Origin of the sequence: Streptomyces rugosispiralis, from assembly GCF_024505145.1 — a bacterium.
Lineage (GTDB): Bacteria > Actinomycetota > Actinomycetes > Streptomycetales > Streptomycetaceae > Streptomyces > Streptomyces rugosispiralis.
The window spans coordinates 541,441-566,051 of record NZ_JANIAA010000001.1; the positions used below are offsets into that span (position 1 = coordinate 541,441).

Annotated in this window: 19 protein-coding genes; 6 read left to right on the plus strand and 13 right to left on the minus strand. The window is 70.3% G+C overall.

The features are described 5' to 3' along the window. The first annotated feature begins 2 nt into the window (after nt 1-2). The gene (locus NP777_RS02420) at nt 3-1,784 is read left to right on the plus strand and encodes a carbamoyltransferase family protein (protein ID WP_256648310.1); all 1,782 of its coding nucleotides are present in this window, start codon (nt 3-5) and stop codon (nt 1,782-1,784) included. A gap of 40 nt (nt 1,785-1,824) precedes the next feature. Here NP777_RS02420 and NP777_RS02425 read toward each other — a convergent pair whose 3' ends face one another. The 5 genes from NP777_RS02425 to NP777_RS02445 form a co-directional block, all read right to left on the minus strand. Then, a complete protein-coding gene (locus NP777_RS02425; protein ID WP_256648311.1) occupies nt 1,825-2,262 on the minus strand; it encodes a hypothetical protein in 438 nt (145 codons plus the stop codon). Between the two features lie 30 nt (nt 2,263-2,292). Then, nucleotides 2,293-4,260, minus strand: coding sequence for a pyridoxal phosphate-dependent aminotransferase (locus NP777_RS02430; RefSeq protein ID WP_256648312.1), 1,968 nt, complete (start codon nt 4,258-4,260; stop codon nt 2,293-2,295). A gap of 22 nt (nt 4,261-4,282) precedes the next feature. After that, nucleotides 4,283-5,239, minus strand: coding sequence for an NAD-dependent epimerase/dehydratase family protein (locus NP777_RS02435; protein ID WP_256648313.1), 957 nt, complete (start codon nt 5,237-5,239; stop codon nt 4,283-4,285). 43 nt (nt 5,240-5,282) lie between these two features. Further along, entirely contained in the window at nt 5,283-8,021 is a 2,739-nt protein-coding gene (locus NP777_RS02440) for a non-ribosomal peptide synthetase (RefSeq protein WP_256648314.1), read from the minus strand. A 247-nt stretch (nt 8,022-8,268) separates the two neighbouring features. Continuing rightward, nucleotides 8,269-9,441, minus strand: coding sequence for an ATP-grasp domain-containing protein (locus NP777_RS02445; protein WP_256648315.1), 1,173 nt, complete (start codon nt 9,439-9,441; stop codon nt 8,269-8,271). Between the two features lie 460 nt (nt 9,442-9,901). Between NP777_RS02445 and NP777_RS02450 the strand changes: the two genes are divergently transcribed. Beyond that, nucleotides 9,902-10,753 (plus strand): helix-turn-helix transcriptional regulator, encoded by an 852-nt coding sequence (locus NP777_RS02450; protein WP_256648316.1) that lies wholly within the window; start codon nt 9,902-9,904, stop codon nt 10,751-10,753. 109 nt (nt 10,754-10,862) lie between these two features. Here the strand turns inward: NP777_RS02450 and gap are convergent, their stop codons facing one another. From gap to NP777_RS02465, 3 genes are all read right to left on the minus strand, one after another. After that, nucleotides 10,863-11,861: a type I glyceraldehyde-3-phosphate dehydrogenase gene (gene gap, locus NP777_RS02455; protein ID WP_256648317.1), complete on the minus strand. Its 999-nt coding sequence runs from the start codon at nt 11,859-11,861 to the stop codon at nt 10,863-10,865. 131 nt (nt 11,862-11,992) lie between these two features. After that, nucleotides 11,993-12,940, minus strand: coding sequence for a GlxA family transcriptional regulator (locus tag NP777_RS02460; protein ID WP_256648318.1), 948 nt, complete (start codon nt 12,938-12,940; stop codon nt 11,993-11,995). A gap of 61 nt (nt 12,941-13,001) precedes the next feature. Next, nucleotides 13,002-17,555, minus strand: coding sequence for a 5'-methylthioadenosine/S-adenosylhomocysteine nucleosidase (locus NP777_RS02465; protein ID WP_256648319.1), 4,554 nt, complete (start codon nt 17,553-17,555; stop codon nt 13,002-13,004). Between the two features lie 203 nt (nt 17,556-17,758). Between NP777_RS02465 and NP777_RS02470 the strand changes: the two genes are divergently transcribed. After that, a complete protein-coding gene (locus NP777_RS02470; protein ID WP_256648320.1) occupies nt 17,759-18,760 on the plus strand; it encodes an alpha/beta hydrolase in 1,002 nt (333 codons plus the stop codon). A 68-nt stretch (nt 18,761-18,828) separates the two neighbouring features. Here the strand turns inward: NP777_RS02470 and NP777_RS02475 are convergent, their stop codons facing one another. Continuing rightward, nucleotides 18,829-19,035, minus strand: a complete 207-nt coding sequence (locus tag NP777_RS02475; protein ID WP_256648321.1) for a hypothetical protein — start codon at nt 19,033-19,035, stop codon at nt 18,829-18,831. Nucleotides 19,036-19,248: 213 nt separating this feature from the next. On the opposite strand from NP777_RS02475, the gene NP777_RS02480 reads away from it, so the two are divergent. Further along, the gene (locus tag NP777_RS02480) at nt 19,249-19,992 is read left to right on the plus strand and encodes a class I SAM-dependent methyltransferase (RefSeq protein WP_256648322.1); all 744 of its coding nucleotides are present in this window, start codon (nt 19,249-19,251) and stop codon (nt 19,990-19,992) included. 105 nt (nt 19,993-20,097) lie between these two features. On the opposite strand, the gene NP777_RS02485 is transcribed toward NP777_RS02480, so the two are convergent. From NP777_RS02485 to NP777_RS02495, 3 genes are all read right to left on the minus strand, one after another. Then, the gene (locus tag NP777_RS02485; RefSeq protein WP_256648323.1) at nt 20,098-20,583 is read right to left on the minus strand and encodes a MarR family winged helix-turn-helix transcriptional regulator; all 486 of its coding nucleotides are present in this window, start codon (nt 20,581-20,583) and stop codon (nt 20,098-20,100) included. A gap of 83 nt (nt 20,584-20,666) precedes the next feature. Continuing rightward, nucleotides 20,667-21,716, minus strand: coding sequence for an MFS transporter (locus tag NP777_RS02490; protein WP_391858442.1), 1,050 nt, complete (start codon nt 21,714-21,716; stop codon nt 20,667-20,669). Nucleotides 21,717-22,126: 410 nt separating this feature from the next. Continuing rightward, nucleotides 22,127-22,477 carry a winged helix-turn-helix transcriptional regulator gene (locus NP777_RS02495; protein WP_210946670.1) on the minus strand — a complete coding sequence of 117 codons (351 nt, stop codon included), beginning with the start codon at nt 22,475-22,477 and terminating at the stop codon, nt 22,127-22,129. A gap of 55 nt (nt 22,478-22,532) precedes the next feature. Here NP777_RS02495 and NP777_RS02500 point away from each other — a divergent pair, with 55 nt between their 5' ends. Next, the gene (locus tag NP777_RS02500; protein ID WP_256648324.1) at nt 22,533-23,420 is read left to right on the plus strand and encodes an NAD(P)-dependent oxidoreductase; all 888 of its coding nucleotides are present in this window, start codon (nt 22,533-22,535) and stop codon (nt 23,418-23,420) included. A 132-nt stretch (nt 23,421-23,552) separates the two neighbouring features. Further along, nucleotides 23,553-24,074: a YceI family protein gene (locus NP777_RS02505; RefSeq protein ID WP_256648325.1), complete on the plus strand. Its 522-nt coding sequence runs from the start codon at nt 23,553-23,555 to the stop codon at nt 24,072-24,074. Between the two features lie 90 nt (nt 24,075-24,164). Here the strand turns inward: NP777_RS02505 and NP777_RS02510 are convergent, their stop codons facing one another. Further along, on the minus strand, nt 24,165-24,407 hold the full coding sequence (locus NP777_RS02510; RefSeq protein WP_256648326.1) for a hypothetical protein: 243 nt from the start codon (nt 24,405-24,407) through the stop codon (nt 24,165-24,167). Between the last annotated feature and the right edge of the window lie 204 nt (nt 24,408-24,611).

The following is a 24,611-nucleotide window of genomic DNA, read 5'->3' on the forward strand; positions in this document are numbered from 1 at the left end:
CAGTGATCGTACTCGGTTACAACGGATTCAGCAGAGGTGCGGAGCTTTTCGGGCGTCTCTACGGGGCGACTGGTGTCGGACGTAATCTCTTGGTGGGTCATGACGCCGCGGCGGCTCTGGTGATCGACGGCGAGTTGGTGGCGGCGGTCGAGGAAGAGCGGCTGAGCCGGGTCAAGAAGACCTCCGATTTCCCGGCGCAGGCAATCACCTGGTGTCTGAACTCCGTCGGTGTCGACCTCGACCAGGTCGACGTTTTCGCTTTCCCCTGGCGGTTTTCGGCGACGGTGGCCGAGGAGATGATTTCGGGGATATGCGACTCGGACATGCCGGTCACGGCCAAGTTCGACGCCCTGCGCAGCACGGGTGAGCTCTACACCGGCATGCTCAGCCCCGACGCGGTGTACCACGACTTCGTCGAGCGCACCGGCTACGAGCTGGATCCCAACAAGCTCACCCTGGTGCCCCATCACCTGGCCCATCTCATGTGCGGGGCCTACCTGGCCGGCGGGGGCGACGCCGCCTTCCTGGTGAGCGACGGCCGGGCGGAGACCCTGTCCTCCGTCATGGGCGAGGTGCGGAACGGCGTGGTCCGCCAGTTCGACGAGAGCGCGGTCCCCATGACCAGCTCGCTCGGGGTGGCGTTCGGGCGGATCACCCGCTACCTGGGGTTCGTGCCGAACAACGACGAGTACAAGGTGATGGGCCTGGCCGCGTACGGCCCGCCGCCGCGGCACAACCCGCTGCTCGAACGCGTTGTGCGGTTGTACGAGAACGGCTCGTACACCATCTCCATCCCCCGGGACATAGGGGCCTACTACGCGCTCTTCGACGACCTGTTCGGCGGTGACAGCGAGAAGCGCGAGCAGTTCGATTTCCGTGTCCGGGTCGCCGGGCTGGCACAGCACATGGTCGAGGCCGTCACCGCGCATCAGGTGCGGGCGCTGACCGCGGCCTCCGGCCTGGACACCCTGTTCTTCGAGGGCGGGCTGGCGCTGAACTGCGTGGCCAACACCAAGATGCTGGAGAGATCGCCGTTCACCGGTATGGAGGTCAGCTTCGGGGCCAGCGATCCCGGGGTCGCCATTGGCGCGGCCGTGTACGCCGCCGGTCTCAGGAATCGGCCGGCCGACGCGGTCACCACCCCCTATCTGGGGCCTTCGTACGACGAGCGGCAGATCAGGGACACGCTCGCGGAGTACGCGGACCGCGTCGAGTGGCAGGAGGAGCCCGACTCCGCCTCGACCGCCGACCGGACGGCGGAGCTGCTGGCCGGGAAGAACGTCGTGGGCTGGTTCCAGGGCCGGACCGAGTTCGGACCGCGCGCCCTGGGCAACCGCAGCATCCTCGCCAACCCGGCCTTCCCCAACATCAAGGACATCATCAATCTCCGGGTGAAACACCGGGAGCCCTTCCGGCCGTTCGCGCCCGTCATCCTCGAGTCGGAGGCCCCCCGCGTCTTCTCGATGGGCAAGAAGACCTCGTCCCCGTATATGACCTTCGTCTTCCCGGTGCGGAAGGAGTACCAGGAGCGGATCCCCGGCGCCTGCCATGTGGACGGCACGGCGCGGGCCCAGACGGTGAACGAGCGGCAGAACCCCGCCCTCGCCGGGCTGTTGCGCGCCTTCACGGCACGGACGGATGTGCCCTGCCTGCTCAACACGTCCTTCAACGTGGCCGGTGAGCCCATCGTGAGCTCGCCGCGAGACGCGTTGGAGTGCTTCCTGGCCACCGAGATCGACTATCTGGTCATCGACCGGTTCGTGATCACCAAGAAGGGGAGCTGAGCCGTCGGCCCGCGGGGCGCGCCCCGCGGGCCGACGGTCCTCAATTCTTGGGGAGCTGAATGGGCTCGTTCGGCCCGCCCTTTGTCTCGATGGTCAGGAACGACAGCACGTCATCGCCGATATTCTTCAGGTCGTGCAAGTGGTGTTGCCCCGCGGGGCAGCGGAAATGCCGAGACTGGCCACGGGCATAAGAGATCTCGCGCGTGCTGCCATCGCTCGAATGCTGGCGGGCCCGGCCGTTTGTGAGGGCTATCCAGAAGTAGTCCAGCACATGCCGATGGACGGGAATTCGCTCTCCCGGCTGAAGGTGGGTCTCCCAGATGCGCAGGGAATCGGTCTCTTTCACCAGCGTCTGGCCGATCCACCCGTGCTGGGCGTTGGTGTCGAATTCCTTGTGCAGCTGCGGGCTCCAGCGCGCATAACCCTCCGCGACGACGGTGCTGGACAGCGGTATATCGGAGCGGGAATCCTTACCCACGAGCGGTGTCCTTTCGCTGAACGATATGGCTCACAGAGCGGCGGAGAGTGCTTCGAGGAGGGCGGCGTTCGCGCGCCGATCGCCGATCGTGATGCGGCAGGTGTCCGGGATCACCCGCCCGGTGTCGGCGACGACGATCCCCGCGCCCCGAAGCTGATCCATCACGCGCTCGTGCTTGTGCAGTCGGACGAAGAGGAAGTTGGTCTCCGAGGGGAACACCCGGGCCACCGCGGGATGCTCGGTCAGCGCGGCGGCCATCCGGTCACGCTCGGCACGGATGCGCTGGATCCCGGCGACCACCCGCCGCACATCGGTCAGCCGGTCCCGCACGGCGTGCTGGGAGGCGTCGGTGAATCCGAAGGGCACCTGCACCCGGCGCAGCGCCTCGATGATGCCGGGCTGGGCCAGGGCGATTCCGCAGCGTGCGCCGGCGAGTCCCCATGCCTTGGAGAGTGTCCTGAGCACGATGAGGTTGTCGTGCTGGGCGATCAGCCGGGCGTACGAGGGCTGTTCGCTGAACTCGACATAGGCTTCGTCGATCACCACCAGCCCCCGGCCGCGAACCACCAGGTCATGGACCTGCTCCGGGTCGAGCCTGGTCCCGACGGGGTTGTTGGGGTCGCACAGGATGGTCACCCGTGGATCGGCCGCCAGGATGCGCTCGGTGTCGAGCCGGGACAGGTCGTCGCCGTGCAGCGGCACCTCGACGACGGGCAGGCGCAGGAGGTGGGCGAAGTGGCCGTAGAGCGGGAAGGTGGGTGGCGTGACGCAGACGCGCTCGCCGGGCGAGGCAAGCGCCGCCAGGAGCAGCATGACGCCGTCCACCGAGCCGCTGCTGAACAGCAGGTGGTCCGCGCTCAGCGCGGCCACGCCCTCGTGGCCGGGCAATGTCGCGATCGTGGCCAGGTAGGTGTCGGCCAGCTCTGTCGTGTCGAGGTGGGGGTACTCGCCCGTGGCGCCCAGGAACGGATTGGTGTTGCTGGACAGGTCGATCGTGTCGAACCGGGGCACCTGGCGGAAGCGGGCCGGACCCGGGACCGGCACCCCCGTGACGGGCGGGGCCGCGTACTCCGACAGCGGGTGTTCCGCTCCCCCTCCCTCCGGGGACACGAGGCCGGGAGCGCGCAGCCAGTGGTCGAGTGGCACGAACAGATCGGCTCCGAGGCGGCGCATGCGGGGGACATCTCCCCGGCCGAGGTGGACCCACTCCAGCCCGGAGCGCCGGGCGTGGAGGTACAGCCGGTACATCGACGCGGCGAAGAGGTCGTCCCGTGCGGCGGGGTCGTCGTGGTCAATGGCCTGTGTGAGGGAGTAGATCCCGCGGCCGTTGTGGGACGTGGTGAGAAGCCCGGCCTGGACCACGGCGCTCTGTTCGCGGCGTACGAGCATCTCGGTGCGGTCCGCCAACGGGCCGTGCGCCAGGGCGTCGAGGGCGGCGGCGTCGTACAGGTTGCCGTGGCCGCCGTGGCGCTCGGCCTGACGCCGGTGGAGCGTGACGAAGGCGTCTCGTGCCCAGGGACTCCTGTCGAGCTCGCTCAGCCGGATCCGCTCCCAGGTCACGTCGAGGGAGATCTCGCGGTCGCGGCGGCGGAGGTCGTCGAGTCGCGCGGCGCCGACGCGGGTCCGCAGAACCTCGTCCACCTCCCCGGTCAGCCGGACGACGCACTCGCTCTCGGTGGCGATCGGAACGAGCCCTGCCGCCCGCAGCGCGCCGGTGTCGTCGCCGCGGCGCACATTGGGCACCAGGATCTGGGGCGTGCCCAGTGCCTCGGCGCGGCGGACCAGTTCATCGAGGGCGTGGCGGGTGGGGGCGGGGCTGGTCGGGTGGTACGGGGACCCGCCGCCCACCAGGGTGGGGCGCTCGAGCACCGCGGGGTCCACGGCGGCGAACGCGCCCGCGCCCTGGTCCAGTCGGCTCAATGAGCACACCGGGTCCGGGGACCCGAGGGCGGCGGACAGCACCTGCTGAAGCGCGTCGATATCTGCGGACCTGCGCATGCTCGTTCTCCACTCCTCGTGGTCACTGGGGTGTCCCGGCTCCGTGCGCGTCCAGGTACGCGTCGATGCGGTGGCGGTACTCCTCGAACAGGTCGGCCACGGTGCGGGCGATACCGGCTCGCCAGCCGATGGCGCAGTCGCCGATCAGGCCGCGGCGGATGTCGTGGTCGAAGATGGCCGTTTCCCGGCTGAAGTCGCCGCGGTCCAGTTGGACCGGCACTCCGGTGAGCGCGGACAGGTACTCCAGCAGATCGGTGATGCCGACCTCGTCGTCCCCGCCCCAGTTCACGACCCGCGCGGGCGCCCGCGCCACGTCCCACAGCAGCGGTACCTGGCGCACGACGTCATCGGTGTGCAGCAGATTGCAGTAGTTCTGGCCTTCGCGGGGCACCGCGCAGGGCCGCCCCGCGCGCATCTGGTTGAACAGGATCATGGGCACGCCGCCGTGGCCGTACGGGCCGTAGGCGATGTTGAGGCGGGCGATCACCGTCGGCAGCCCGAGTGTTTCGGCCAGACCGCGTGCCACGCCTTCGGCGGTGATCTTGGCGACCGGGTAGGTCGGCAGCCATGGCGCGGTCCCGCCCAGCGGATCGCTCTCCCGGTAGCGGTGTGTCCGATCGGCGCGGTTGTAGACCACGCCGGACGAGACGTACAGGAACGACTCGGCGGCGGAGCAGTGGGTCATCAGGCGTGCGGTGCCGACCGCGTTGACGCGGGCGGTGTCCTCGAAGTCCTTGCCGTCGCCCCGGTGCACCGCCGAGTGCAGCACATGGGTGAAGTCGCGCGGCAGGCCCTCCAGGTCATCGGTGGCCATGTCCCAGCTGGCGGTGTGGGCGCCCACGTCCTCCAGCGCCTCGCGGGCGTCTTGGTCACCGAACCGGCCCAGGCACCACACCTCGTTGTCGACGGCGAGCGATTCGGCGACGGGCCTCGCGACCTGTCCGGTCCCACCCGTGATGAGTATCTTCTTGCCTTGCATGATCGGCGGCTCCTGGTGGTGTCAACGGTTGCCTTGCCGGTCCTCAGCCGAGCGCGCGGGCCAGTTCGTGCCGCAGGGTCGCCTGGAAGGTGTGCACATGCTGCGGGCTCATCAGGGTGTAGTGCTCCCCGTCGACCTCGATATAGGTGTTGGGGTCGCGGGTGAACTCGTCCCAGTGGCTGAGCTGGCCGTCCAGCCACTCCTCCTTGGTGCCGCGCAGCGGAGTGCAGTAGAAGACCTTCACCCGCCCGACCGATCCCGACGGTTCGTAGGTGCGGCCCAGGTGCACCATGCTCTGTGCGAGGCGCACCCAGTCGGCGAACCGGTCGAGGGTGAGGTCGAGTTCGGTCAGCCGCCGCTTCGGGGCGTGGTCGATCAGGTGCGCCAGCTGATCGGCCTCGGGCAGTGGCCGGAGGGTGGTGGTCAGCCGCTCGATGTCGGTGGCGTCGATGAGTTCGAGGAACAGCGCCAGGTTGATCGCGCCATCGGTGAAGGTGATCTCGTTCATGCGATCGGAGATGCGCGGTGGCAGATTGAAGATGCCCACGAAGTCGACCTTGTCGCCGTCCGCTTCCAGCCGCTTGGCGATCTCGAATGCCACCGCCCCGCCGTAGGAGTACCCCGCGACGGCGTAGGGGCCGCCGGGCTGCGCCCGCCGGATGGCCTCGACGTAGGTGGACACCATGTCGTCGAACGACCCGAAGTGGCTCTCCGCCTGCCCGAATCCACGGGCCCGCAGCGCGTAGAAGGGCCGCTCGCCGGTGAAGTACTTGGCGAGGTTGACGAACACCAGCACCTCCCCCAGACCGGGGTGGACGCAGAAGAGCGGCGTCCCGTCCCCGGTGATCTGCAGTGGCACCAGCGGATCGTAGGTGGCGTCGCCGCCGGCGCCCTGCCCGGCGGTCAGGCGGCCGGCCAGCGCTCGTACGGTCGGGGCCTGGAGGAGCGTGGACATCGGCACGTCCTCGATGCCGAACGCGGCCTGGATCTCCAGCTTGAGCCGCAATACGTCCAGCGAGGTACCGCCCAGGTCGAAGAAGCCGGCCGTGGCGGACACCGCCCTGGTGTCCAGGACGCGGGCGTAGATCTCGGCCAGTGCGGTCTCCACCTCGCCCGCCGGCGCCACATGGCCGCCGAGGAACCGGGTGCTGATCTCGTCCGACCGGCGGGCCGCCGCGTCCAGGCTCCCGTTCTCGACGGCCGCGCGCAGCCGCGATCGCTGGACCTTGCCGAGGTTGCCACGGGGGATCTCGTCCTCGGCGACGGGGAGGATCAGCTGAGGACGGAACCCCCAGTGCATCACCGTGGAACTGCGGATCGCCACGATGGCCCGGTACACCGCGATCTCGTCGGCGGGGTCACCCGCCGGGACGAACACGATGGCGAGCTGTTCGGTGTCGGCCCCCTCGGGCCGTATCGGGAACGCGGCGACGTGGCCGCGTTTGACCCCGTCCAGCTCGTCAAGGACGGCTTCCAGGTCGTGGCTGTGGTAGTTGACACCGCTGACGATGATGGAGTCCTTGGTACGCCCGACCAGCGTCAACCGGCCGTCGGAGTCGAGGTGGCCCAGGTCTCCGGTGCGGAACCAGCCGTCGGCGGTGAACGCCCGTGCGGTGGCCCGCTCATCGCCGAAGTAGCCGTCGGAGACCATCGGGCCGTGCAGCTGCACCTCCCCCGGCCCGGCCGCTCCGGGCCGGTCGGTGGAGGCCAGCACCGTGCCGTCGTCGTCGGTGACGCGTATCCGCAGGCCCCGCACCGGGCGGCCCAGCGGAGGGAACTCCGTCTCCAGGTCGCGGGTGGCGAAGTCGCGGTTGAACACGCTGCCCGCGCAGGTCTCGGTCATCCCGAACGCGGGCACGATCACATCTCCGCGCAGCCCATAGGGCGCGAGCGTGTCCAGGAACGCCCTTACGGTGGTGGTCACGGTGGCCTCACCGCCGGAGATGATGTGCCGCACCTGCGACAGGTCCACCTCCCGCCGCGACGGGGGCCGCCCGGCGAGTGCCTGGTTGATCTGCCCGAACAGGAAGTTGGGGGTGAACGTCACTCTGGCCCGGTGGGCCGTGAGCAGCCTGAGAAATTCCACGGGATCCGCCAGCACGGTGGCCGGTGTCGTCATGACCTGGGCGGCGCCGTTGAACATCGGCAGCAGATGCGCCTCGATCGCGGCGATGTGATCGACCGAGATCCAGTTCAACGAGGTGTCGCCGGGCCCGAGTCCGAGCGCCCCCGCCTTACCGGCCTGTGCCGCCAGCAGATTGGCGTGGGTGAGTCTGACCGCCTTGCTCGATCCGGTGGATCCGGAGGTGAGCATCAGCAGGGTGAGATCGTCCGGCGCCGGCACATGGAGCTGATCGGGCTCGGCCGCGGCATGGCTCAGCTCCTCGACCGTCACGGACCGCAGCCCGGCCTCGGGCAGGTCTCCATGAGCCGTCTTGGACACGATCACCAACGGGTCGCCCAGGAGTGTACGCAGATGCTCCAGCTGGGCACGCCACCGGGAAGGGTCGGCCGGCGGTGCGACCGGGCACGGCACGGCACCGGTGAGCACGCATCCCCAGAAGGCGCGGAAGAAGGTCTCCGGATCACTGGCCGCGATGAGCACCCGATCGCCCTGGGCGGTGCCGCGCGCCCGCAGCCCTCGCGCGATCCGGCAGGCGCACTCCCGCAGCTCGGCGTAGGAGAGGAACGGGCCGCCGATGAACGCGATGCCTTGCGTCGTGTCGCGGGCCGCACGCTCGAGCAGCTGCGGAAGTGTCGAAGCAGGACGTTGATCCGGCATGGGGGAAGTCCTCCGATCAGAAGGGACGGAAAACCATGACGAGCGGGGCTGGAGGCGCGACGCCGCGCCGGAGAAGGGCACCAGGGCTCTGAGATCGCCGTCGGCGGTGGCGCGGATCGTGGGGGCGCGGCTGAACGCGGCTGGGGCGGGCGGAGCTTGGCACCCGCGGCAGGTGTGATCGAGATGACGCGACGGTGTCGGCGCCGGGGTTTCCCGGGCCGGCGACCCGGTCGGGCCGGCCGTCAGATCAGGTGGATCCGGCCTCGTTGAATCGCACGACGTCCTCGATCGTCTTCCGCAGTTTCAGCTCATCCGGGTCGGAGACGATGGCCTGTCCCACGCGGCCATACGGCCCGACCGGCGCATCGGGCGATGAGTCGTAGACGATCTCATCGAAAAGGAAGTTTCGCTCAAAGTCGCCCTGGGTTAAATTGCGGCCGTCGGGGCGACGCAGAAGAATGTATCCGTGGAAGCGCTCCGGCGTGTGCCGGCCCTCCAGGGCCCGAGTCGCCCCCTCCCCCAGCGCGAGACTGATTTCGACGTCAAAGAGATCGACGCCGTATGTCAGCCGATTGACCTGGGGGGACAGCGCCCCGGGGAGACGGATGGCGCACTCGCCGAAAGTCAGCCCCTCTTCTGTGGTGAACGCTTCCATATGGAATACGCAATCAGGCGCGTTCAGACTGGTGAGCGCTTGCCCGGCGAGCGTCTCCATCTCATGGCACAGGACGGAATGCCGCCGCCGGTCCAGGACGTACGCGGAAAGAATGCCGCCCTGTACGGCACTGAGCGGTGAGGTGTGGTAGCCGCTCATGGACGACCACTGAAGGGCTCCCTTTTCCCAGACGCCGTCGAGATAGACCTCCGGAGCGTCCATGAAGGACTCGGCGACGATCTCGACATCCGACTGACCGGTGAAGGGCGTCAGGGCCTGTGCGTACTCTTCCGGGGTGCGGACGACGTTCGTACGGAGAGCGCCGGCCCCGGTCGCCGGCTTGACCACGAAGACCTCTCCCAGGTCGGCGGCGAGATCCGCGAACGGCGTGCCCATGGGCACATGACGGCACCGCGCCCGCCTGACCTGGGGCGGCAGCATCCTCTTCTGGAGGTGCTTGTCCCGGAAGTGGAGAGCCGTCCTGGAATCGGCGTTCCCGGGGAGGTTCAGCTGCTGCCGTAAGTAGGTCGCCCCGAATACGCCCATCTCATGGACGCTCAGCACACCCGCCACATCGTCAATAATGCCCGCGGCCAGCACTGCTCGGAAAATTTCCTGGGCGTTCTCCATGTCGGCGACCCATGTGAATCTCCGACTCTTCGGCGGGCCCGCCGGCGCCTGGACAATGTAGTAAGGATCAACGCCGCGGCGCTGCAGTGCCTGATCGAGATCGCCTCTGTACCCGATAACAATCATCGTCGGCATTCTCGCCTCCCCGTTACGGCTAGCCAAAACTTGAAGAAGTCATTTGCCGTACTGCCGCCCGATGTGGATTCGGGTGGACCGGTGGATCGGTGAAGTCTCGCGATGAGCTACTTCGAGGCCAGCACCGAGGCATCGTTTCACAGGGATACGAAAATGTGATCCATTGAGGATGGGCTTGTGACGCAAGTCACAAGCTGGCCAATGAGCACGAATGGAATTGCCCATTCCATTCGTGCTCATGGAGTGTATTCGCCATTCCGGTCATATCTCGTATAGCACTACATGGAGAAAATGGCGCGGGGTCCGCCGATCAGACCGCGGTGGCGAGGACCTTCGTCAACTGGGCCAGGGCACCCGCCATCCGGGCGCCCCGGCAGTGCGCCACGGGCCGGCCAGGACGTCCGCTGCCTGGGTGGGACACACCCAGGCAACCGGTCGCGGCGTTTCGTAGCCTGGCGGCATGGGTGACAACGACCTGGGAGAATTCCTGCGAAGCCGCAGGTCAGGACTTCGGCCCGAAGAGGTCGGGATGGCGAGCCACGGCACCCGCCGCGTTCCCGGGCTGCGCCGTGAGGAGGTCGCGGTGCTGGCCGGTGTCAACGCCGACTACTACACCCGCCTGGAACAAGGCCGGGAGCGCCATCCCTCCGCGCAGGTGCTCGACGCGCTCAGCCGCGCGCTGCGCCTCGACGGCGACGCCCGGGACCATCTGTTCCGACTCGGCGGCACGATGCCAGGCGACCCCGCCGTCCATGCGTCCGACCAGGTCAGCCCCGGATTGCGGCAGCTCATGGACGGCTATTCGCACACGCCCGCCTTCGTGCTCAACCGGACCCTGGACATCCTCGCCACCAACGCGCTGGCCGACGCCCTCTACTCGCCGTTCCACCCGGCGGACAACCTGGCCCGCATGGTGTTCGCGGACCCCGCGGGCCGCGCCTTCTACCAGGACTGGGACCGGGCGGCCCAGGCCACCGTCGCGAATCTGCGCCAAGCGGCGGGCTACGAGCCCGGCAACCCGCGCCTGCGCGGGCTCGTGGACACCCTCGGCGAGGACAGCCCGGACTTCGCGCGGCTGTGGGACAGCCACACCGTGCGCGGCAAGACCCAGGAGGCCAAGCGGTTTCGCCACCCCGACGTCGGCCCCCTCACGCTCAGCTACCAGGCGTTCGACGTACGGGAAGCCCCGGGCCGGCAACTCGTCATCTACCACGCGGATCCCGGCAGCGGCAGCGCGGAGGCGCTGCGGCTGCTCGGCTCCATCCACGCGACACGCGTCCGGCCCTCCCCGCGCGGCGCGGACCGCACCTGACCACGTGGCTCGGGCGCGCCGCCGGACAGCGGCGAGGGGCCGGTGGACTCCGGCCCCTCACGGTCGGTCAGTCGGCGGCGCTCGGCCGACGGTCGGTCAGCCGTCGCGCTCAGTCGCGCGCGAGCAGTTCGAGCGTGTCGATGACGCGGTTCGAGAAGCCCCACTCGTTGTCGTACCAGGCCACCACCTTGATGTGCTTGCCGTCGACGCGGGTGAGGGCGGCGTCGAAGATGGACGACGCCGGCCGGCGGGTGATGTCGCTGGAGACCAGCGGCTCGTCGGAGTAGTCGAGGATGCCCTTGAGCCTGCCGTCGGCGGCGGCACGGTAGGCCGCGAGCACCTCGTCGCGGCTGACCTCCCGGGAGACCGCCGTGTTCAGCTCCACGATCGAGCCCACCGGCACCGGTACGCGGATCGAGTCGCCCGACAGCTTGCCGTCCAGGTTCGGCAGCACCAGGCCGATGGCCTTGGCGGCCCCGGTGGTGGTGGGCACGATGTTCACCCCGGCGGCGCGGGCGCGGCGCAGGTCGCGGTGGGGGCCGTCCTGGAGGTTCTGCTCCTGGGTGTAGGCGTGCACCGTGGTCATGAAGCCGTGCTCGATACCGGCCAGGTCGTCCAGTACCGCTGCCAGCGGGGCCAGCGCGTTCGTGGTGCACGAGGCGTTCGAGACGATCACATGCTCGGCGGGGTCGTAGGCGTCGGTGTTCACGCCGTAGGCGAGCGTGACATCGGCACCGGCGGAGGGGGCGCTCACCAGTACCCGCCGGGCACCGGCACGGATGTGCGCGCGGGCGGCGTCCGCCGCGGTGAAGCGGCCGGTGGACTCCAGCACGATGTCGACGCCGAGCTCGGCCCACGGCAGCTCGGCGGGCTCGCGCTCGGCGAGCACCTTGACGCGGCGGCCGTCGACGATCAGGTCGGTCCCGTCGACCTCGACGGAACGGCCGAGGGGGCCGAGCGCGCTGTCGTACTTGAGCAGATGGGCGAGGGACTCGGGGGCGGTGAGGTCGTTGACGGCAACCACCTCGAGGTCGCTGTCCCGCTCGAGCAGGGCGCGGAGGGTGTTGCGTCCGATGCGGCCGAATCCGTTGATGGCGATGCGCGTCATGGAGGTTCCTTTCGTTCCGCCCCCATCGTTCGGTATCCGGACCCCCGGCCGACAGCGGCATGAACGCCACCACACGCAAGGATCTCGCCAGGTCATCGCGCCCTTCACCGGAACGGCGCCCGGAAGGGGTCTCAGGCCGAGAAGGTGTGGCGGTACTCCGTCGGGGAGGTGCCGAGAATGCGGTGGAAGTGCAGACGCAGATTCGCCCCGGTGCCGAGCCCGACCCGGTCGGCGATCTGCTCCACGCTCAGATCGCTGCGTTCGAGCAGCTCACGCGCCAGGTCCACACGCGCCCTGAGCACCCACTGCATCGGCGTGTAGCCGGTGTCCTCCACGAACCGCCGGGAGAAGGTGCGCGCCGACACCCGCGCGTTGCGGGCCAGCGCTTCGAGGGTCAGCGGTTCGCCGAGGTGTGCCAGGGCCCACTCCCGCGTGCTCGCGAACAGGTCGCCGAGCGGCTCGGGCACGCTCCGGGGCACGTACTGCGCCTGTCCCCCGCTGCGGTACGGCGCCGCCACCAGCCGTCTCGCCACATGGTTGGAGAGCCCCACGCCGTGGTCGCGCCGCACCAGGTGCAGGCACAGGTCGATACCGGATGCCGCGCCCGCCGAGGTGAGCACGTCGCCCTCGTCCACGAACAGCACGTTCTCGTCCACCCGCACCAGCGGATGGCGCTCGGCGAGAGCCTTCGTGTAGTGCCAGTGGGTCGTCGCCCGCTTGCCGTCGAGCAGGCCCGTGGCCGCCAGCGCGAACGCCCCGGTGGAGATGGCCGCGAGCCGGGTGCCGCGCTCATGGGCGGCCATGAGCGCGCTGACGACCGCCGCCGGTGGTTCCGTGGTCGCCGGCTCCCGATAGCCGGGGATGAAGATGGTGTCGGCGTGCTCGAACGCCTCGAGCCCCTCGGCCACGTGGTACGAAAGTCCTTCGCCACCGGTCACCGGTCCGGGCGCGGCGCCGCACACCCGCAGCTCGTAGGGCATGCTCGGCCGGTTGGAGAACACCTGCGCGGGGATGCCGACGTCGAGTGGCTTCGCACCGTCGAGCACGAGCACGACGACATGGTGGTTCTTCCGGCTCATCGGGCTCCTTCGGCTTCCCGCGATCGAACGGGGCCCCGCGCACCCGTGACCTCGATGACGACTATCGCGAGCATCCTGCCACTGGCTGCCAGGCCGTCCGGCCATCCAGCACCCAGCTGAGGTCGTGTTCGGTGTGCTCCCGCGAGCGGGCGCTGAGCTGGTCGCCGATCCACATCTTGGTGGGCCGCGGCACCCGCGGATGGGCGACAAGTGCTTCCAGGTCCTGGCGCGTTGCCGGGTACGAGCGGCGGATAGCGCAGCTCACCAGCGCCAGGGCGTACCGCTCCGGAAAGACCACGCGATCGGCGTCGTCCTCCGGGCCGCGCTCCTTGAGGTGCTCCCACAGTCTCCGGTACACGGCCGGGGAACCGTGGTCGAAGATGCTGTCCATAGCGCCGCGGAGGGACTTGGCGAGGTGGTTCTCCGCGGCGCGGCCCTGTCGCGAGGCCACGGCCGCGCCGATGACACGGATCAGCAGCCCGGCGGCGGGTGCCGCGCCGTGTGCGGCGCTGAGCCGCCGCACCAGCTGGCCGAGCCCGCTGATCAGCCCGGCGTCGGTCGGCGGGGCGAAGGCCAGGTCGAGGGCCGTGGTGAGGGCCGCGGGGGTGAGCGGGCCGGACTCGCAGGCGGCGTGGAGCAGGGCCTTGCGGGCGGCGTTCCGGGTGGCGGCCGACGCGTCGTCGAGAACGGGGATGCCTCCCGCGGCGTCGAACACCAGCTCCGAAAGGAAGGTGTGTGCCGTGGTGTACTCGGCGGGTTCGCGCGCCGCGATGGTTCCCACCAGCCCGAGGAAGGCCGCCCTGGTCTTCTGGTCGGAGAAGGTGCCGTACCGGGGCAGGAGTTCGGCCAGGCCGGGCGCGGGGAGGACACCGGCGGACACCGAGCATTCCCAGAGTGTCAGTGCCTGACGCTGCCGCTTTCCGCTGTTGCCCTCGGCGATCTCGTCCGCGATCAGCCCGGTGAGGGCCGGGGCCGATGCCCGTAGCGCGGCCAGCACCCGCTCATGGGCGAGAGGCGGCAGCGGACCCGTGCCCTTCTTGGCCCGGCCGGTGGTGATGGCCTCCAGGAGCACGGTGTCGGCGTCCATGAGCGACAGGCTCACCAGCAGGCCGATATGGCGCTCGGTGTGGAGCCCGGCGTCCGTGACCGCCCGGTGGAGGGATTGGCGGACGAGGCTCCGGGCGGCGGCCGGGGCGGTCGTCGCCTTCTCGAGCCTGCTCACCGCGGTGGGGTGGCCGCCGAGCGCGGCCGGCAGGAGGAGCGTGGCCAGGCCGTCCCGGGACAGCCACAGCTCGGAGTCGGCCTCCCAGCCGGAGTGTTCCAGCACCTCCCGCACGCGCCGCGGGGGAACGTCCCGGTGGGCGAGGACGCGACGGGCCACAAGCGCGAGCCGCTGCGAGGGCGTGACCGGCTGGTTCTCGGGACAGGGCAACGCCTTGAGCATGGCGGCGAGCCGGTGGACGAGGCGTTCCGCGGCGGCGCAGTCGGCGCTGAGCAGCAGGGGGAAGACCATCCGGTGCTGCAGCGCGTGCGGCGCTCCCGGCCCGGTCATCGCCAGACACCGGTCGAGGGTGGCCTCGATGGCCCAGTGGCCGTGCGGCAGAGTGGCCAGGACGGCTGTGGCGGCGATGAGTCCGGCGTTGCCCGCGGTGTCGTGGTCATCCGCCTCGAGGAGCGCCACCGCGGCGTCGAGGCGGTGCGTCCAGGGGTGGGGTGCGGTGGCCGGACCGCCGTCGGGGTTGTCGGGGTCGCCGACGAGGAGTCCGTGGTCGCCCGGGAGTCCGTGGTCACCGGGCCATTCCTGGTCGCCCGGGAGGCCGTGATCGTGGGTCCAGGAGGCGGCCAGCACCCTGGCCAGGGCCGTTTGGAAGAGCCCGACGTCGTACGACTTACGCGCGAGGCGCACCCGCTGGAGGCGCTCCTGGACGGCGGCGGCCCACTCCGCCGAGCCCAGTGTCTCCCAGTGCCGGGCCCATAGGGTCAGCACGCCGGCCGCCAGCTCCGCCAGTCCCCGGGTCAGGGCGAAGTCGAGCATGTCCATGAGGCCCGTGCGTGCTGACGCCACATCGACGTGTGATGTCAGCACGATCAGCCGAGGCAGGACATCGAGGCCCGCACCGGCGGTACGGCGCCCGGTCAGCTCCCGTACGCAGCCCCAGCCGGCGAGGGCGGCGTGAACGGCGAGCGAGTCCTGGGCGGCCAGCCGCTCCAGCGCTTCGAGCACGGCCTCCTGCAAGCTGGGCTCCTGCCGCTCCCACAGGCCGCGGAGCTGTGGCAGCAGGGCGTCCACGTCCGTGTCGCGTACGGTCGGGGCCAGCACCGCGTACCGTCGGGCGACCCCGTGCGGCGCCGTCGCGAGCAGGGGCTCGACGGGCACGCCCACGGCCGGGTTCCGGGCCGCGACGGCCACGGCGACGGTGTGCAGGATCATGGCGTCCTCATGCGCCGCCATGCGGATCAGCGTGTCCCGCACCGGGCCGCGATACCGTTCGGACCCCGCGGCGAGCATGAGGAGCTGCTCGAGGATCGCCCCGACGAAGAAGTCACGGGGATGGGATCCGATCCACTCGCACAGCGACAGCAGCGCCGGTGCCCCGGTGAGGTTCAGCAGGCCGCGCGCGGCCGCGTACTCGAACATGGTCTGGTGGAAGAAGTGGATGCCGTCCGAGGCTCCCCGGCCCAGCACACCCCGGTCGATCAGCAGGTCCAGGGCCGACCGGACGCGGGCGGGTTCGTAATGCCACGCGGGGCGAGGGGCGCCGTGCGGCGAGGTGAGCCGCTCGACCAGGTCCTCGCGTGACAGCTCGGTACGGCCCGCCGACATCAGTACGACGGCGATGGCACCGGTGATCGAGGAGAGGTCCTCCGGCGCCGTGGCACTCTGGTTGCCGTGATGGCGCCGGTCGGTGACGACCCGGTGGTCCCAGTAGCGGCGGTAGAGACCGGTGGCGTCGATCTCGGCACTGGGGAACGCGCCGTCGTCCCGGGCGAGTTCGAACAGCAGCCGCAGCTGGAGGGGGGACCGGCACACCTCGCGCACCGGCAGTCCGCGGGCCACGGGCTCCATCAGCCTCCGCACCCGTGCCCCGTCGTCACGGGGGACGGCGTCGGGGCAGTAGAGCGCGGCGTGGCCGCGGATGGCGTGCGGGATCTCGCCGTCGTCGTAGGGGCCGAGCGACATCCGGAGGAAGCCGGTGCGCAGCCGGTTCGCCTCCTCCGGACGGGAGGTCAGCACCAGCCGGACACCGGCGGTGGCGAGGTCCTCGCACAGGTCGAGCAGCGTCATCTCATGGTGGTCGTCGTGCAGCAGCAGATCGGCGGTGTCGAGGAGCACGACGGGTGTGCGGCCCCGCGTCCGGGCGTGAGTGGCCCCGGACACGACGGTCGCGGGGGTCAGCATGGGCACCGCGGAGGTGCCGCTCAGGGGGCGCAGCAGCCAGGCGGCGTTCACGAGGAAGACCTCGGCGTCCTCCAGGGCGGTCAGGTCCCGGGCGAGGCCCCACAGCAGGCTGCTCTTGCCGTTTCCGGCGTCCCCGGTCACCAGGACCGCCTTCGGATCATCGTCGTAGAGGGCCTCCACCACCCGGTCCTGGATGGCCCGCCGCACATACAGCCCGCCGCTGAGCTGCGGTGGGGAGCCGGTGGCGGCGTCCGGCCGTGGGGAGTCCACCAGGTCCAGGTCGTCGGAGAACCGCCCCGCCCAGCGGAGGAGTTGGCGGTGTGCGGCCGGTCCGGTGTCCGGTGGGGTTCCCGCGTCCGGGGGCGGGGTCGTCGGGCCTTCCGGGAATGGTTCGGGTGCCGGGCCCGTGGGCGTCACCGGCCCAGGTGTGGCGGGCCGGCCACCGCCGGGCGGCAGTTCACGGAGGACGGAGAAGGCGAAGGCGGCCGCGTGGCGGGCCGCGCGGGACTGCCACCCCTCGGCGTCGGCGTCGTACTTCTTCCCGTCGGCCCGGTCGCTGATCCCGCGGACGATCAGGGCGGGTAACGCGGCGTTGAGGTGGGCGGCCTGCGCCACGCCCGCGCCCTCCATCTCGATGGCGGCGGCGTCCTGGTAGTTACGGCGCAGTTGCCGTCTCAGGGGCGAGTCCGCGGAGTTGAGGACGACCTCACCGGCGGCCACGGGCTTGAGGTGGACGGCCGGGCGGGCGGCGCCGGGCGGGCGTTCCCGGAGCAGTTCGGTCCACGCACCGGTCCTGCGGGCCATGCGGGCCAGCTGGTCGAGTTCCTGGCGCACCGGCCAGACCCTCGGGCGGGAGTGGAACTCACCGTCCTCGTCCTTGCCGCCGTGGTAGGCGTACACATGCGTGGCCATGACGACGTCCCCGAGCTGGATGTCGCCCTTGAGGGCTCCCGCCACTCCGACGAATGCCACGGCGCGCGGGCGGAACATGGTGATCGCCCGCTCGGTCAGCACGGCCGCCCCCTGGTTGCCGTCGCCCAGCTCGGCGAGCGCCACCCGCCACGGCGTACCGTCGAGCCGGCCCACTTCGAACAGGGTGCCCGCCGGGTGGAGTTGCGGCCGCGGATCGACCAGGTGCGCCCGGACCGCCTCGTACTCCACGTCCAGCGCGGTCAGCACGACGAGTGAGTCGCTGTGATGCCCGGTGCTCTCCACATCTCCCCCCGCCACGGTCGGCCCTCGTGCGGCCCGCGGGCGAAATGCTACCGTCCGCGATCTCCTGGGGCCGGGACCAGCGCGCGATCCGAACGCGCGACGGACGGACGAGCCGCCGTAGCCGTCGGTATCGCCAAGCGGCGCCGGATGCTTGGATGCGCGGTATGGATCTCCCCCACACAGGCCCTTCTGCCCCGAGGCCGATGCCGGTGCCTCCGTTCGACCCCGAGCTGAGCGTGGCGCTGGAATCCTTGGGCAACGGGCCGAGAGAGCCGGTCACTCCGGGAAATCTCGCGGCCCGGCAGAAGCGGGACGCAGCGACCCGGCCCAGGCCGACGGCCGAGGAGCTACGGGCCGATGGCCGTTTCGAGGTGGCGGAGCTGTCCGTCCCGGGGCTGCGGGACGGGCCCGATGTCACGCTGGTGAGCGTGCGGCCCGCCGGGCGTGAAGGGCCGCTGCCGCTGCTGTACTACATGCACGGCGGCGCGATGATCATGGGCAACGCGTGGTCGGTGCTTCCGCGCATCCTTCGCGAGTGGGTCCTCCCGCTGGACATGGCCGTCATCTCGGTCGAGTACCGGCTGGCGCCGCGGACGCGGTACCCCGGAGCGCTGGAGGACTGCTACGCGGGGCTCCTCTGGGCCGCCGGGCACGCGGCCGAACTGGGCATCGACGCGGACCGGGTCATCCTCGGCGGTAAGAGCGCGGGCGGCGGCCTCGCCGCGGCCCTGGCCCTGCTGATCCGCGACCGCGGCGGCCCCGGCGTCCTCGGGCAGCTCCTGCTGTGCCCGATGCTCGACGACCGCGCACACACCTTCTCCAGCCACCAGATGTCGGGCCTCGGTATGTGGGACCTCATCTCCGGCGAGACCGCCTGGAAGGCGCTGCTGGGTGACCGCTACGGCGCGGCGGACGTGCCACCCTACGCGGCGCCCGCCCGCAGCACGGACCTCTCCGGTCTTCCTCCGGCGTTCATAGACGTCGGATCGGCGGAGATGTTCCGCGACGAGGACGTGGCGTACGCGAACGGGATCTGGCAGGCCGGGGGCCAGGCCGAGCTGCACGTATGGCCCGGCGCGTACCACGGCTTCGACGGCATGGCACCGCAGGCGGCCATCAGCAAGGACGCACGCCACGCGCGCACTCGCTGGCTGCGGCGGCTCCTCGCACACTCCGGGAACACCGAGCGGAGGCCCGCCGGATGAGGCGGGCGGGTCGGGGCCACGGCAGGTAAGCCGGTGAGGCCCGCCACGCGCGCCCGCGACCACCGGCTTCAGGCAGCCTTCGACCGCCGCCTGGACGACGTGGCCGTCGGGCGGGAGCCCGATTCCCTCGCCCCGCCGGGAATCAACCGCAGATGACGCCGCTCACCGGCATGTCGCGGGGGCGCGGACGGCCCGGACAGCCAGTCCTCGACACGGTCCATGACGAGCAGCAGCAGAACCAGGGTGGGCAGCACGAGGACCGCTACAACGATCACGACGAATGGCCCCTTCCTCAGCAGGCGACCCCGGCCGGGTGCCCGCGACAGCCCAGCGCGTCAACGATGTTGCGTGGGGATCATGTGAAGGTCGAGCGCGGTGCCTGCCGCATGGGCGAGCCCGGACTCCGGGGCTCCCGGGCTCTGGGGCCCTCGGGCCCCCGGAAGCAAAATCAGTGGACATCGCGTGCCCCAGCGGTGAAGGGTGACGCCATGAATCAGGAGGAGATCTGGGACGTCGACGCCGCGCAGCGCTATGACACGCCCGGCACGGGCATGTTCGCGCCCGAGATCCTGGGGCCGACCGTGGACCGCCTGGCCGAGCTCGCGGGCGGCGGAGCGGCGCTCGAGTTCGCCGTCGGCACCGGCCGGGTGGCCGTCCCGCTCGCCGAACGAGGGGTCCCCGTCACCGGTATCGAGCTGTCGCGTCCGATGGTCCGGCAACTGCGCACCAGGGCCGACGAGGCGACGGTCCCGGTGATCGTGGGCGATATGGCGACGACCGTGGCCCCCGGGGAGTTCACGCTCGTCTATCTCGTCTACAACACCATCTCCAACCTGCTCACCCAGGCCGAGCAGGTCGAGTGCTTCCGCAACGCCGCCCGCCACCTCGGGCCCGGTGGCAGGTTCGTGATCGAGCTCTGGGTGCCCGAGCTGCGCAAGCTCCCGCCCGGTCAGACGGCCACCGTCTGGCAATCCGAGCCCGGCTACATCGGCTTGGACACCTACGACATACTGCGCCAGCACGTCGTCTCACACCACTTCCGGTTCGACGACACCAAGCAGGCCCGGCTGACCCGCAGCCCGCACCGATACATCTGGCCCGCCGAACTCGATCTGATGGCCCAGTTGGCGGGGTTCGAGTTGGAGAGCAGGCACGCGGACTGGTCCGGCGCCGAATTCACCGCCGAGTCGCGCTCCCACGTCTCCGTCTACCGAATCCCGCCGAACCGGTAGCCCCTCGCGCGGGCGCCGATCGGCTGCCCGAGGTGGCTCCGGTCACCAGGGCGGCCCTGCACTGCGACGGGGTGCCGGCACTGGAAATGCCGGCGCTGCCGGCACTCATGCCAGGGACTCCAAGGCGGGCAGCGCGGCGGACAGCGTCTGTCGTTCCTCGGGGCTCAGCGCGTCGATTCGCGTGGCGAGCCGGGCGGCGGCCTCGCGACGTGCGGCGCGGAGGAGTTCACGGCCAATGTCGGTGAGGGCGATCAGGCTGGCGCGGCGGTCCTCGGGGTCGGGGGTGCGCTCGATCCAGCCGGCGGCGTCGAGCAGTTCGACCATGCGGGACGTGGTCGGCAGGGCGATGCCCAGCCGGGTCGCGAGGGTGCTGATGCGCATCGAGCCATGGGCGGCGAGCGCCGCCAGGGCCGCCTGCCGGCTGGGGGTGAGGTCACCGTGCTCGCCCCGGGCGCTCCGCAGGGCGGGGAGCAGATGCTGGAGGGCGGTACGGAGCCGTTCGGCCAGCTCTGCCGAGTCCGGGGTGGTTGGACTCGGGGTTACGGATTCCGGGGTGACGGGCCCCGGGGTGGTGGGGTCGAGCGCGGTCATCTCGGCTCCTCCTCTGAGGGTGGTCCCGGTCCTTGGCCGGGTGACGATGGTGGCGGCGACGGGGGCGGTGGCCCGGACTCCGCCTAGGGTGCCCGCCGGGGCGCGGGCGCCGCGGGGTGGGACATGTCCCCGGTGATGTTCTCGGTGTTCCGCGTGCCCGCACTGCCGCCCGCCACGGCCGCCATCACCGCCGGGGCGCCGGCGCCCGCCTTCGACCCGCCCCCGTGCACATACCGCCCGCCCCGCAGCAGCGACGCCACGGCGGCCACCAGACACGCCGCGATGGCGAAGTCGAACGCGGCGGACAGGCCCTGGGAGAACGGCGGGGAGATCAGCACCGGGAAGAAGCCGCGCCCGGTGAGATAACCGGCGTGATGGGCGGGCAGACGGTCGAGCACCTGCGGCCCGAGCAGGGTTTTCACCGGGTTGTAGCCGAGCAGCGAGGCGAACAGCACTCCGACCGGTGGCAGGGCGGCGACCCTCGCCGCGGCCCCGGCCGGGACCCCCTCCGCGGTCAGGCCGTGGGTGAGGGCACCGGGGAGCGAACCGGCGAGCCCGGCGATCATCAGGGAGAAGAAGATGCCGATGGACAGGACGGTGGCCGAGTTCTGGAACGTGGTGCTGATCCCGGCGCCGACCCCGCGCTGATCGGCGGGGAAGGCGTCGGTGAGGATGGCGTTGGAGTTGGCCATCAGCATGGCGCCGCCCACGCCCTGCAGCACCCGCATCCCGATCAGCCATAGCGCGGCGGACGTGCCGTGCATCCAGGTCACGGAGAGCAGCACGGAGAACACGGTGAAGACCGCGAACCCCAGGTTGTACATCCGCACCCGGCCGAACATGTCCCCCAGCCGCCCGAAGCTCACCACGAGCACGGCGGTGACCACCATGTAGCTCATGATCAGCCACAGCAGCAGGCTGGTGTTCCCCGGGCGCAGCGGATCCACCCCGATACCACGGAAGATGTCCGGCAGCGCGATCAGCATGATCGAGATGTTGATCGTCGCGATCAGGACGCCCAGCGTGGTGTTGGACAGCGCGATCCACTTGTACCGCGGCCCCGGGCCACGGTCGCCATAGGGCCGTACGGCCCCCTTGGCTCCGGACGTACGCCGCTCGGTCGTCCAGCCCACCGAGCATCACTCCCGTCGGGAGTTGGTTGCTTGACATCAACCAACTTAATCCCGATATGTCCCAGTGCCAAGTGGCACCGCATGGCCGGGAGGACGCCGGGTCGCTGGTCATGCCCGCGAAACGGCGATCGTCGAGGGGTTCGGCGTAAGCCAGGAACCCTTCCTCGTGCGGTGTGGCCAGGACCGCGTCAAGGCGCTGCCCGCACGGACCGGGACATCGCCGCCCGACCGCACGACATCCGACCCGCCGGGCACAGGGCCCGTCGCGGAGGACCACCGGTCCCACCGGTCCCGTGTCATCCGCGGTACCCACTTATTTGTGGGTACTTGGCACCGACGGGCGGCCGGGCGAATCTGGTGGTGGGCGGTCGGAGGGCCGCCGGATCGGATGACACGGAGGTGGCGTTGCGTCAGGGTGCCGACTGGGCCTCGGCCAGCTTCTCCAGGCGACGGTGTCCCCAATCGGACAGGGGGGCCAACGCCTCGGAGAGGTCGCGGCCGAACGCGGTGAGGGAGTACACGGTCTTCAGTGGCAGCACATCGTGGACTTCCCGGTGCACCAGCCCGTCCGTCTCCATCTCACGGAGCGCCTGAGTCAGAACCTTCTCGCTGAGACCCGGCAGCCGCCGGCGTAGCTCACCGGGGCGATACGGGCCGGACTCCAGCGCCCAGAGCAGGGCGGTCTTCCACTTGCCGTCGATCACGGAGATCGCGGCGGTCACTCCGCAGACATTGGTGTCCTGAGCACGGCTGCGTGTCATCTTCGCTCTATTTCCCTTGCGCTGTGTACGCGTATATCCATATGGGGGTTGAATCATGTCCATGTACTCCGAACAGTCTGCCGTCACCGTGCTCGGGCTGGGGCCGATGGGCCGCGCGCTGGCCGGTGCGTTCCTGGACGCCGGGTTGCGGATCACGGTCTGGAACCGGACGCCGGGCAGGGATCGGGAGCTGATCGAGCGGGGCGCGGTGGGTGCGTCCTCGGCCGAAGAGGCCGTCGCCGCGAGCGCGTTGACGGTGGTGTGCGTGGTGAACTACGACGCGTCGGACGCGATCCTGCGGCAGGACGCGGTCACCGACGCGCTCAAGGGACGCACCGTGGTGAACCTGAGCGCGGACACTCCGGACCGGGCCCGGGACACCGCGGAATGGGCGGCCGGCCATGGCATCCGCTACCTCGACGGTGCGATCATGACGCCGACCACCACCATGGGAACGCCCGCCTCGGTGTTCATCCACAGCGGCCCGGCGGAGCTCTACCAGGAGCACCGGCCCGTGCTGGAGGCGCTGGCCGGTACCCATACCCACCTCGGCGAGGAGATCGGCCGGGCGGCGGCGTACGACATCGCGCTGCTCGACATCTTCTGGACGGCGATGGCGGGCTATGCGCACGCCCTGGCGGTGGCGCGGGCGGAGGGGATCAGCGCCCGGGAGTTGGCGCCCTTCGCCAAGGGCATCGGCGCGATCCTTCCGCCGCTCTTCGAAGAGAACGCCGAGGAGTTGGACCGCGGCACCTTCTCCGGCGAGGGCAACCCGATGACCTCGGGCGTATCGACCATGGCCCATATCGTCCACACCTCCGAGGCGCACGGCATCGACGCGGGGGTGATGCGCGCGGCCGAGGGCATGACCCGCCGCGCCATCGGGCTGGGGCATGGCGCGGACGGGTTCATCCGCGTGGCCGAGGTGCTGGGCCGCCGCTGACACTCGTCAGGCCGGGGATTCGCCAAAGGTGGTCCCGCTGCCGATAGTTGACGTTCGGGTCTGGTGCGGCTGCCGCGGTGTGCGAGATTCTGAGCCACTCAAGAGGGTCTTCAGCGAACGGAGGCTACGAGCATGGCGATATCAAGCGCCGCGGAGCTGTCCTTACCGGCGGCGGGCACCTACGAGATCGATCCGGCGGCATCGGCCGTTCGCTTCGGCACCCGTGCCTTGGGGCTGCTCCGGGTACGGGGGACGTTCACCATCACCCAAGGCCGGATCACCGTTGCCGAGACTTCGGAAGCGTCGTCGGTGGACGTCGAGCTGGACGCGGCCAGCTTCACGTCCGGCAATCCGCGGCGCGACAACCACGTCCGGTCGTCCGACTTCCTGGACGTGGCACGGCACCCCACGATCCACTTCCGGAGCCGGGGTCTGGAGCGGTCCGCCGAAGGTGCCACGCTGCACGGGGAGTTGACCGTGTGCGGAGTGACCCGGCCGGTCGTCGTGACGATCGGCAGCGTGGTCGGCGAAGGTGAGCGGATCACCGCGGGCGGCACCGCCTCGATCGACCGCTACGCCTTTGGTGTCAAGAAGGCCAGGGGCATGGCGGCTCGCCGCCTCGAGATCACCTTGGACATCGTGGCCAGCCGCTGAGCCGCGCGGCCTCGGATCGAATTCGGCCGAAAGGGACGGCCGACCCGGCGATCGGTGGGGACGACGAACTCGCCGGTGACGGCGAACTGATTAATCGTCAACGCACTTGGGGTACTTCGAGCCCCGATTGCAATCGTGATAGTCGTACTTACTGACGCGGAACTTCTTCTCCCCGTCCCCCTTCTTGGTCGGCTTGACGACCAAGTAGAACTTCTTCCCGTCCTTGACCTTGTCGGTCACCTGCCCGTCAGGGCCCCGGTCGAAATCCTGCGCGCAGCCGGCGAGCGAGGCAAAAGCGGTCATTACCAAAAGGGCGGCGGCAAGGCGACGCATAGGGTGCTCCGATCAACTTGGGGACCGGCACAGTCTAGGAGAGACGCGTCATCGGCAGCACCGCCGGGGATGCCAACATCCGGCAACGACAGCCCATCCGGCGAAAGCACCGAAGGAGGACCAGAAAACACCCCCATCCTCTCCACCGAAACATCACAACATTCGATATCCCTTCCACTGGTGGCCCGGTGGCCGTCAGAGTCT

What these genes read in the sequence shown, in the direction of transcription:
- NP777_RS02445 (WP_256648315.1), bottom strand. Translation starts at nt 9,441, where the DNA reads ATGCCGACGATGATTGTTATCGGGTACAGAGGCGATCTCGATCAGGCA.
- NP777_RS02500 (WP_256648324.1), top strand. Translation starts at nt 22,533, where the DNA reads ATGTCCATGTACTCCGAACAGTCTGCCGTCACCGTGCTCGGGCTGGGG.
- NP777_RS02460 (WP_256648318.1), bottom strand. Translation starts at nt 12,940, where the DNA reads ATGAGCCGGAAGAACCACCATGTCGTCGTGCTCGTGCTCGACGGTGCG.
- NP777_RS02430 (WP_256648312.1), bottom strand. Translation starts at nt 4,260, where the DNA reads ATGCGCAGGTCCGCAGATATCGACGCGCTTCAGCAGGTGCTGTCCGCC.
- NP777_RS02485 (WP_256648323.1), bottom strand. Translation starts at nt 20,583, where the DNA reads ATGACCGCGCTCGACCCCACCACCCCGGGGCCCGTCACCCCGGAATCC.
- gap (WP_256648317.1), bottom strand. Translation starts at nt 11,861, where the DNA reads ATGACGCGCATCGCCATCAACGGATTCGGCCGCATCGGACGCAACACC.
- NP777_RS02495 (WP_210946670.1), bottom strand. Translation starts at nt 22,477, where the DNA reads ATGACACGCAGCCGTGCTCAGGACACCAATGTCTGCGGAGTGACCGCC.
- NP777_RS02440 (WP_256648314.1), bottom strand. Translation starts at nt 8,021, where the DNA reads ATGCCGGATCAACGTCCTGCTTCGACACTTCCGCAGCTGCTCGAGCGT.
- NP777_RS02450 (WP_256648316.1), top strand. Translation starts at nt 9,902, where the DNA reads ATGGGTGACAACGACCTGGGAGAATTCCTGCGAAGCCGCAGGTCAGGA.
- NP777_RS02470 (WP_256648320.1), top strand. Translation starts at nt 17,759, where the DNA reads ATGCCGGTGCCTCCGTTCGACCCCGAGCTGAGCGTGGCGCTGGAATCC.
- NP777_RS02435 (WP_256648313.1), bottom strand. Translation starts at nt 5,239, where the DNA reads ATGCAAGGCAAGAAGATACTCATCACGGGTGGGACCGGACAGGTCGCG.
- NP777_RS02480 (WP_256648322.1), top strand. Translation starts at nt 19,249, where the DNA reads ATGAATCAGGAGGAGATCTGGGACGTCGACGCCGCGCAGCGCTATGAC.
- NP777_RS02505 (WP_256648325.1), top strand. Translation starts at nt 23,553, where the DNA reads ATGGCGATATCAAGCGCCGCGGAGCTGTCCTTACCGGCGGCGGGCACC.
- NP777_RS02510 (WP_256648326.1), bottom strand. Translation starts at nt 24,407, where the DNA reads ATGCGTCGCCTTGCCGCCGCCCTTTTGGTAATGACCGCTTTTGCCTCG.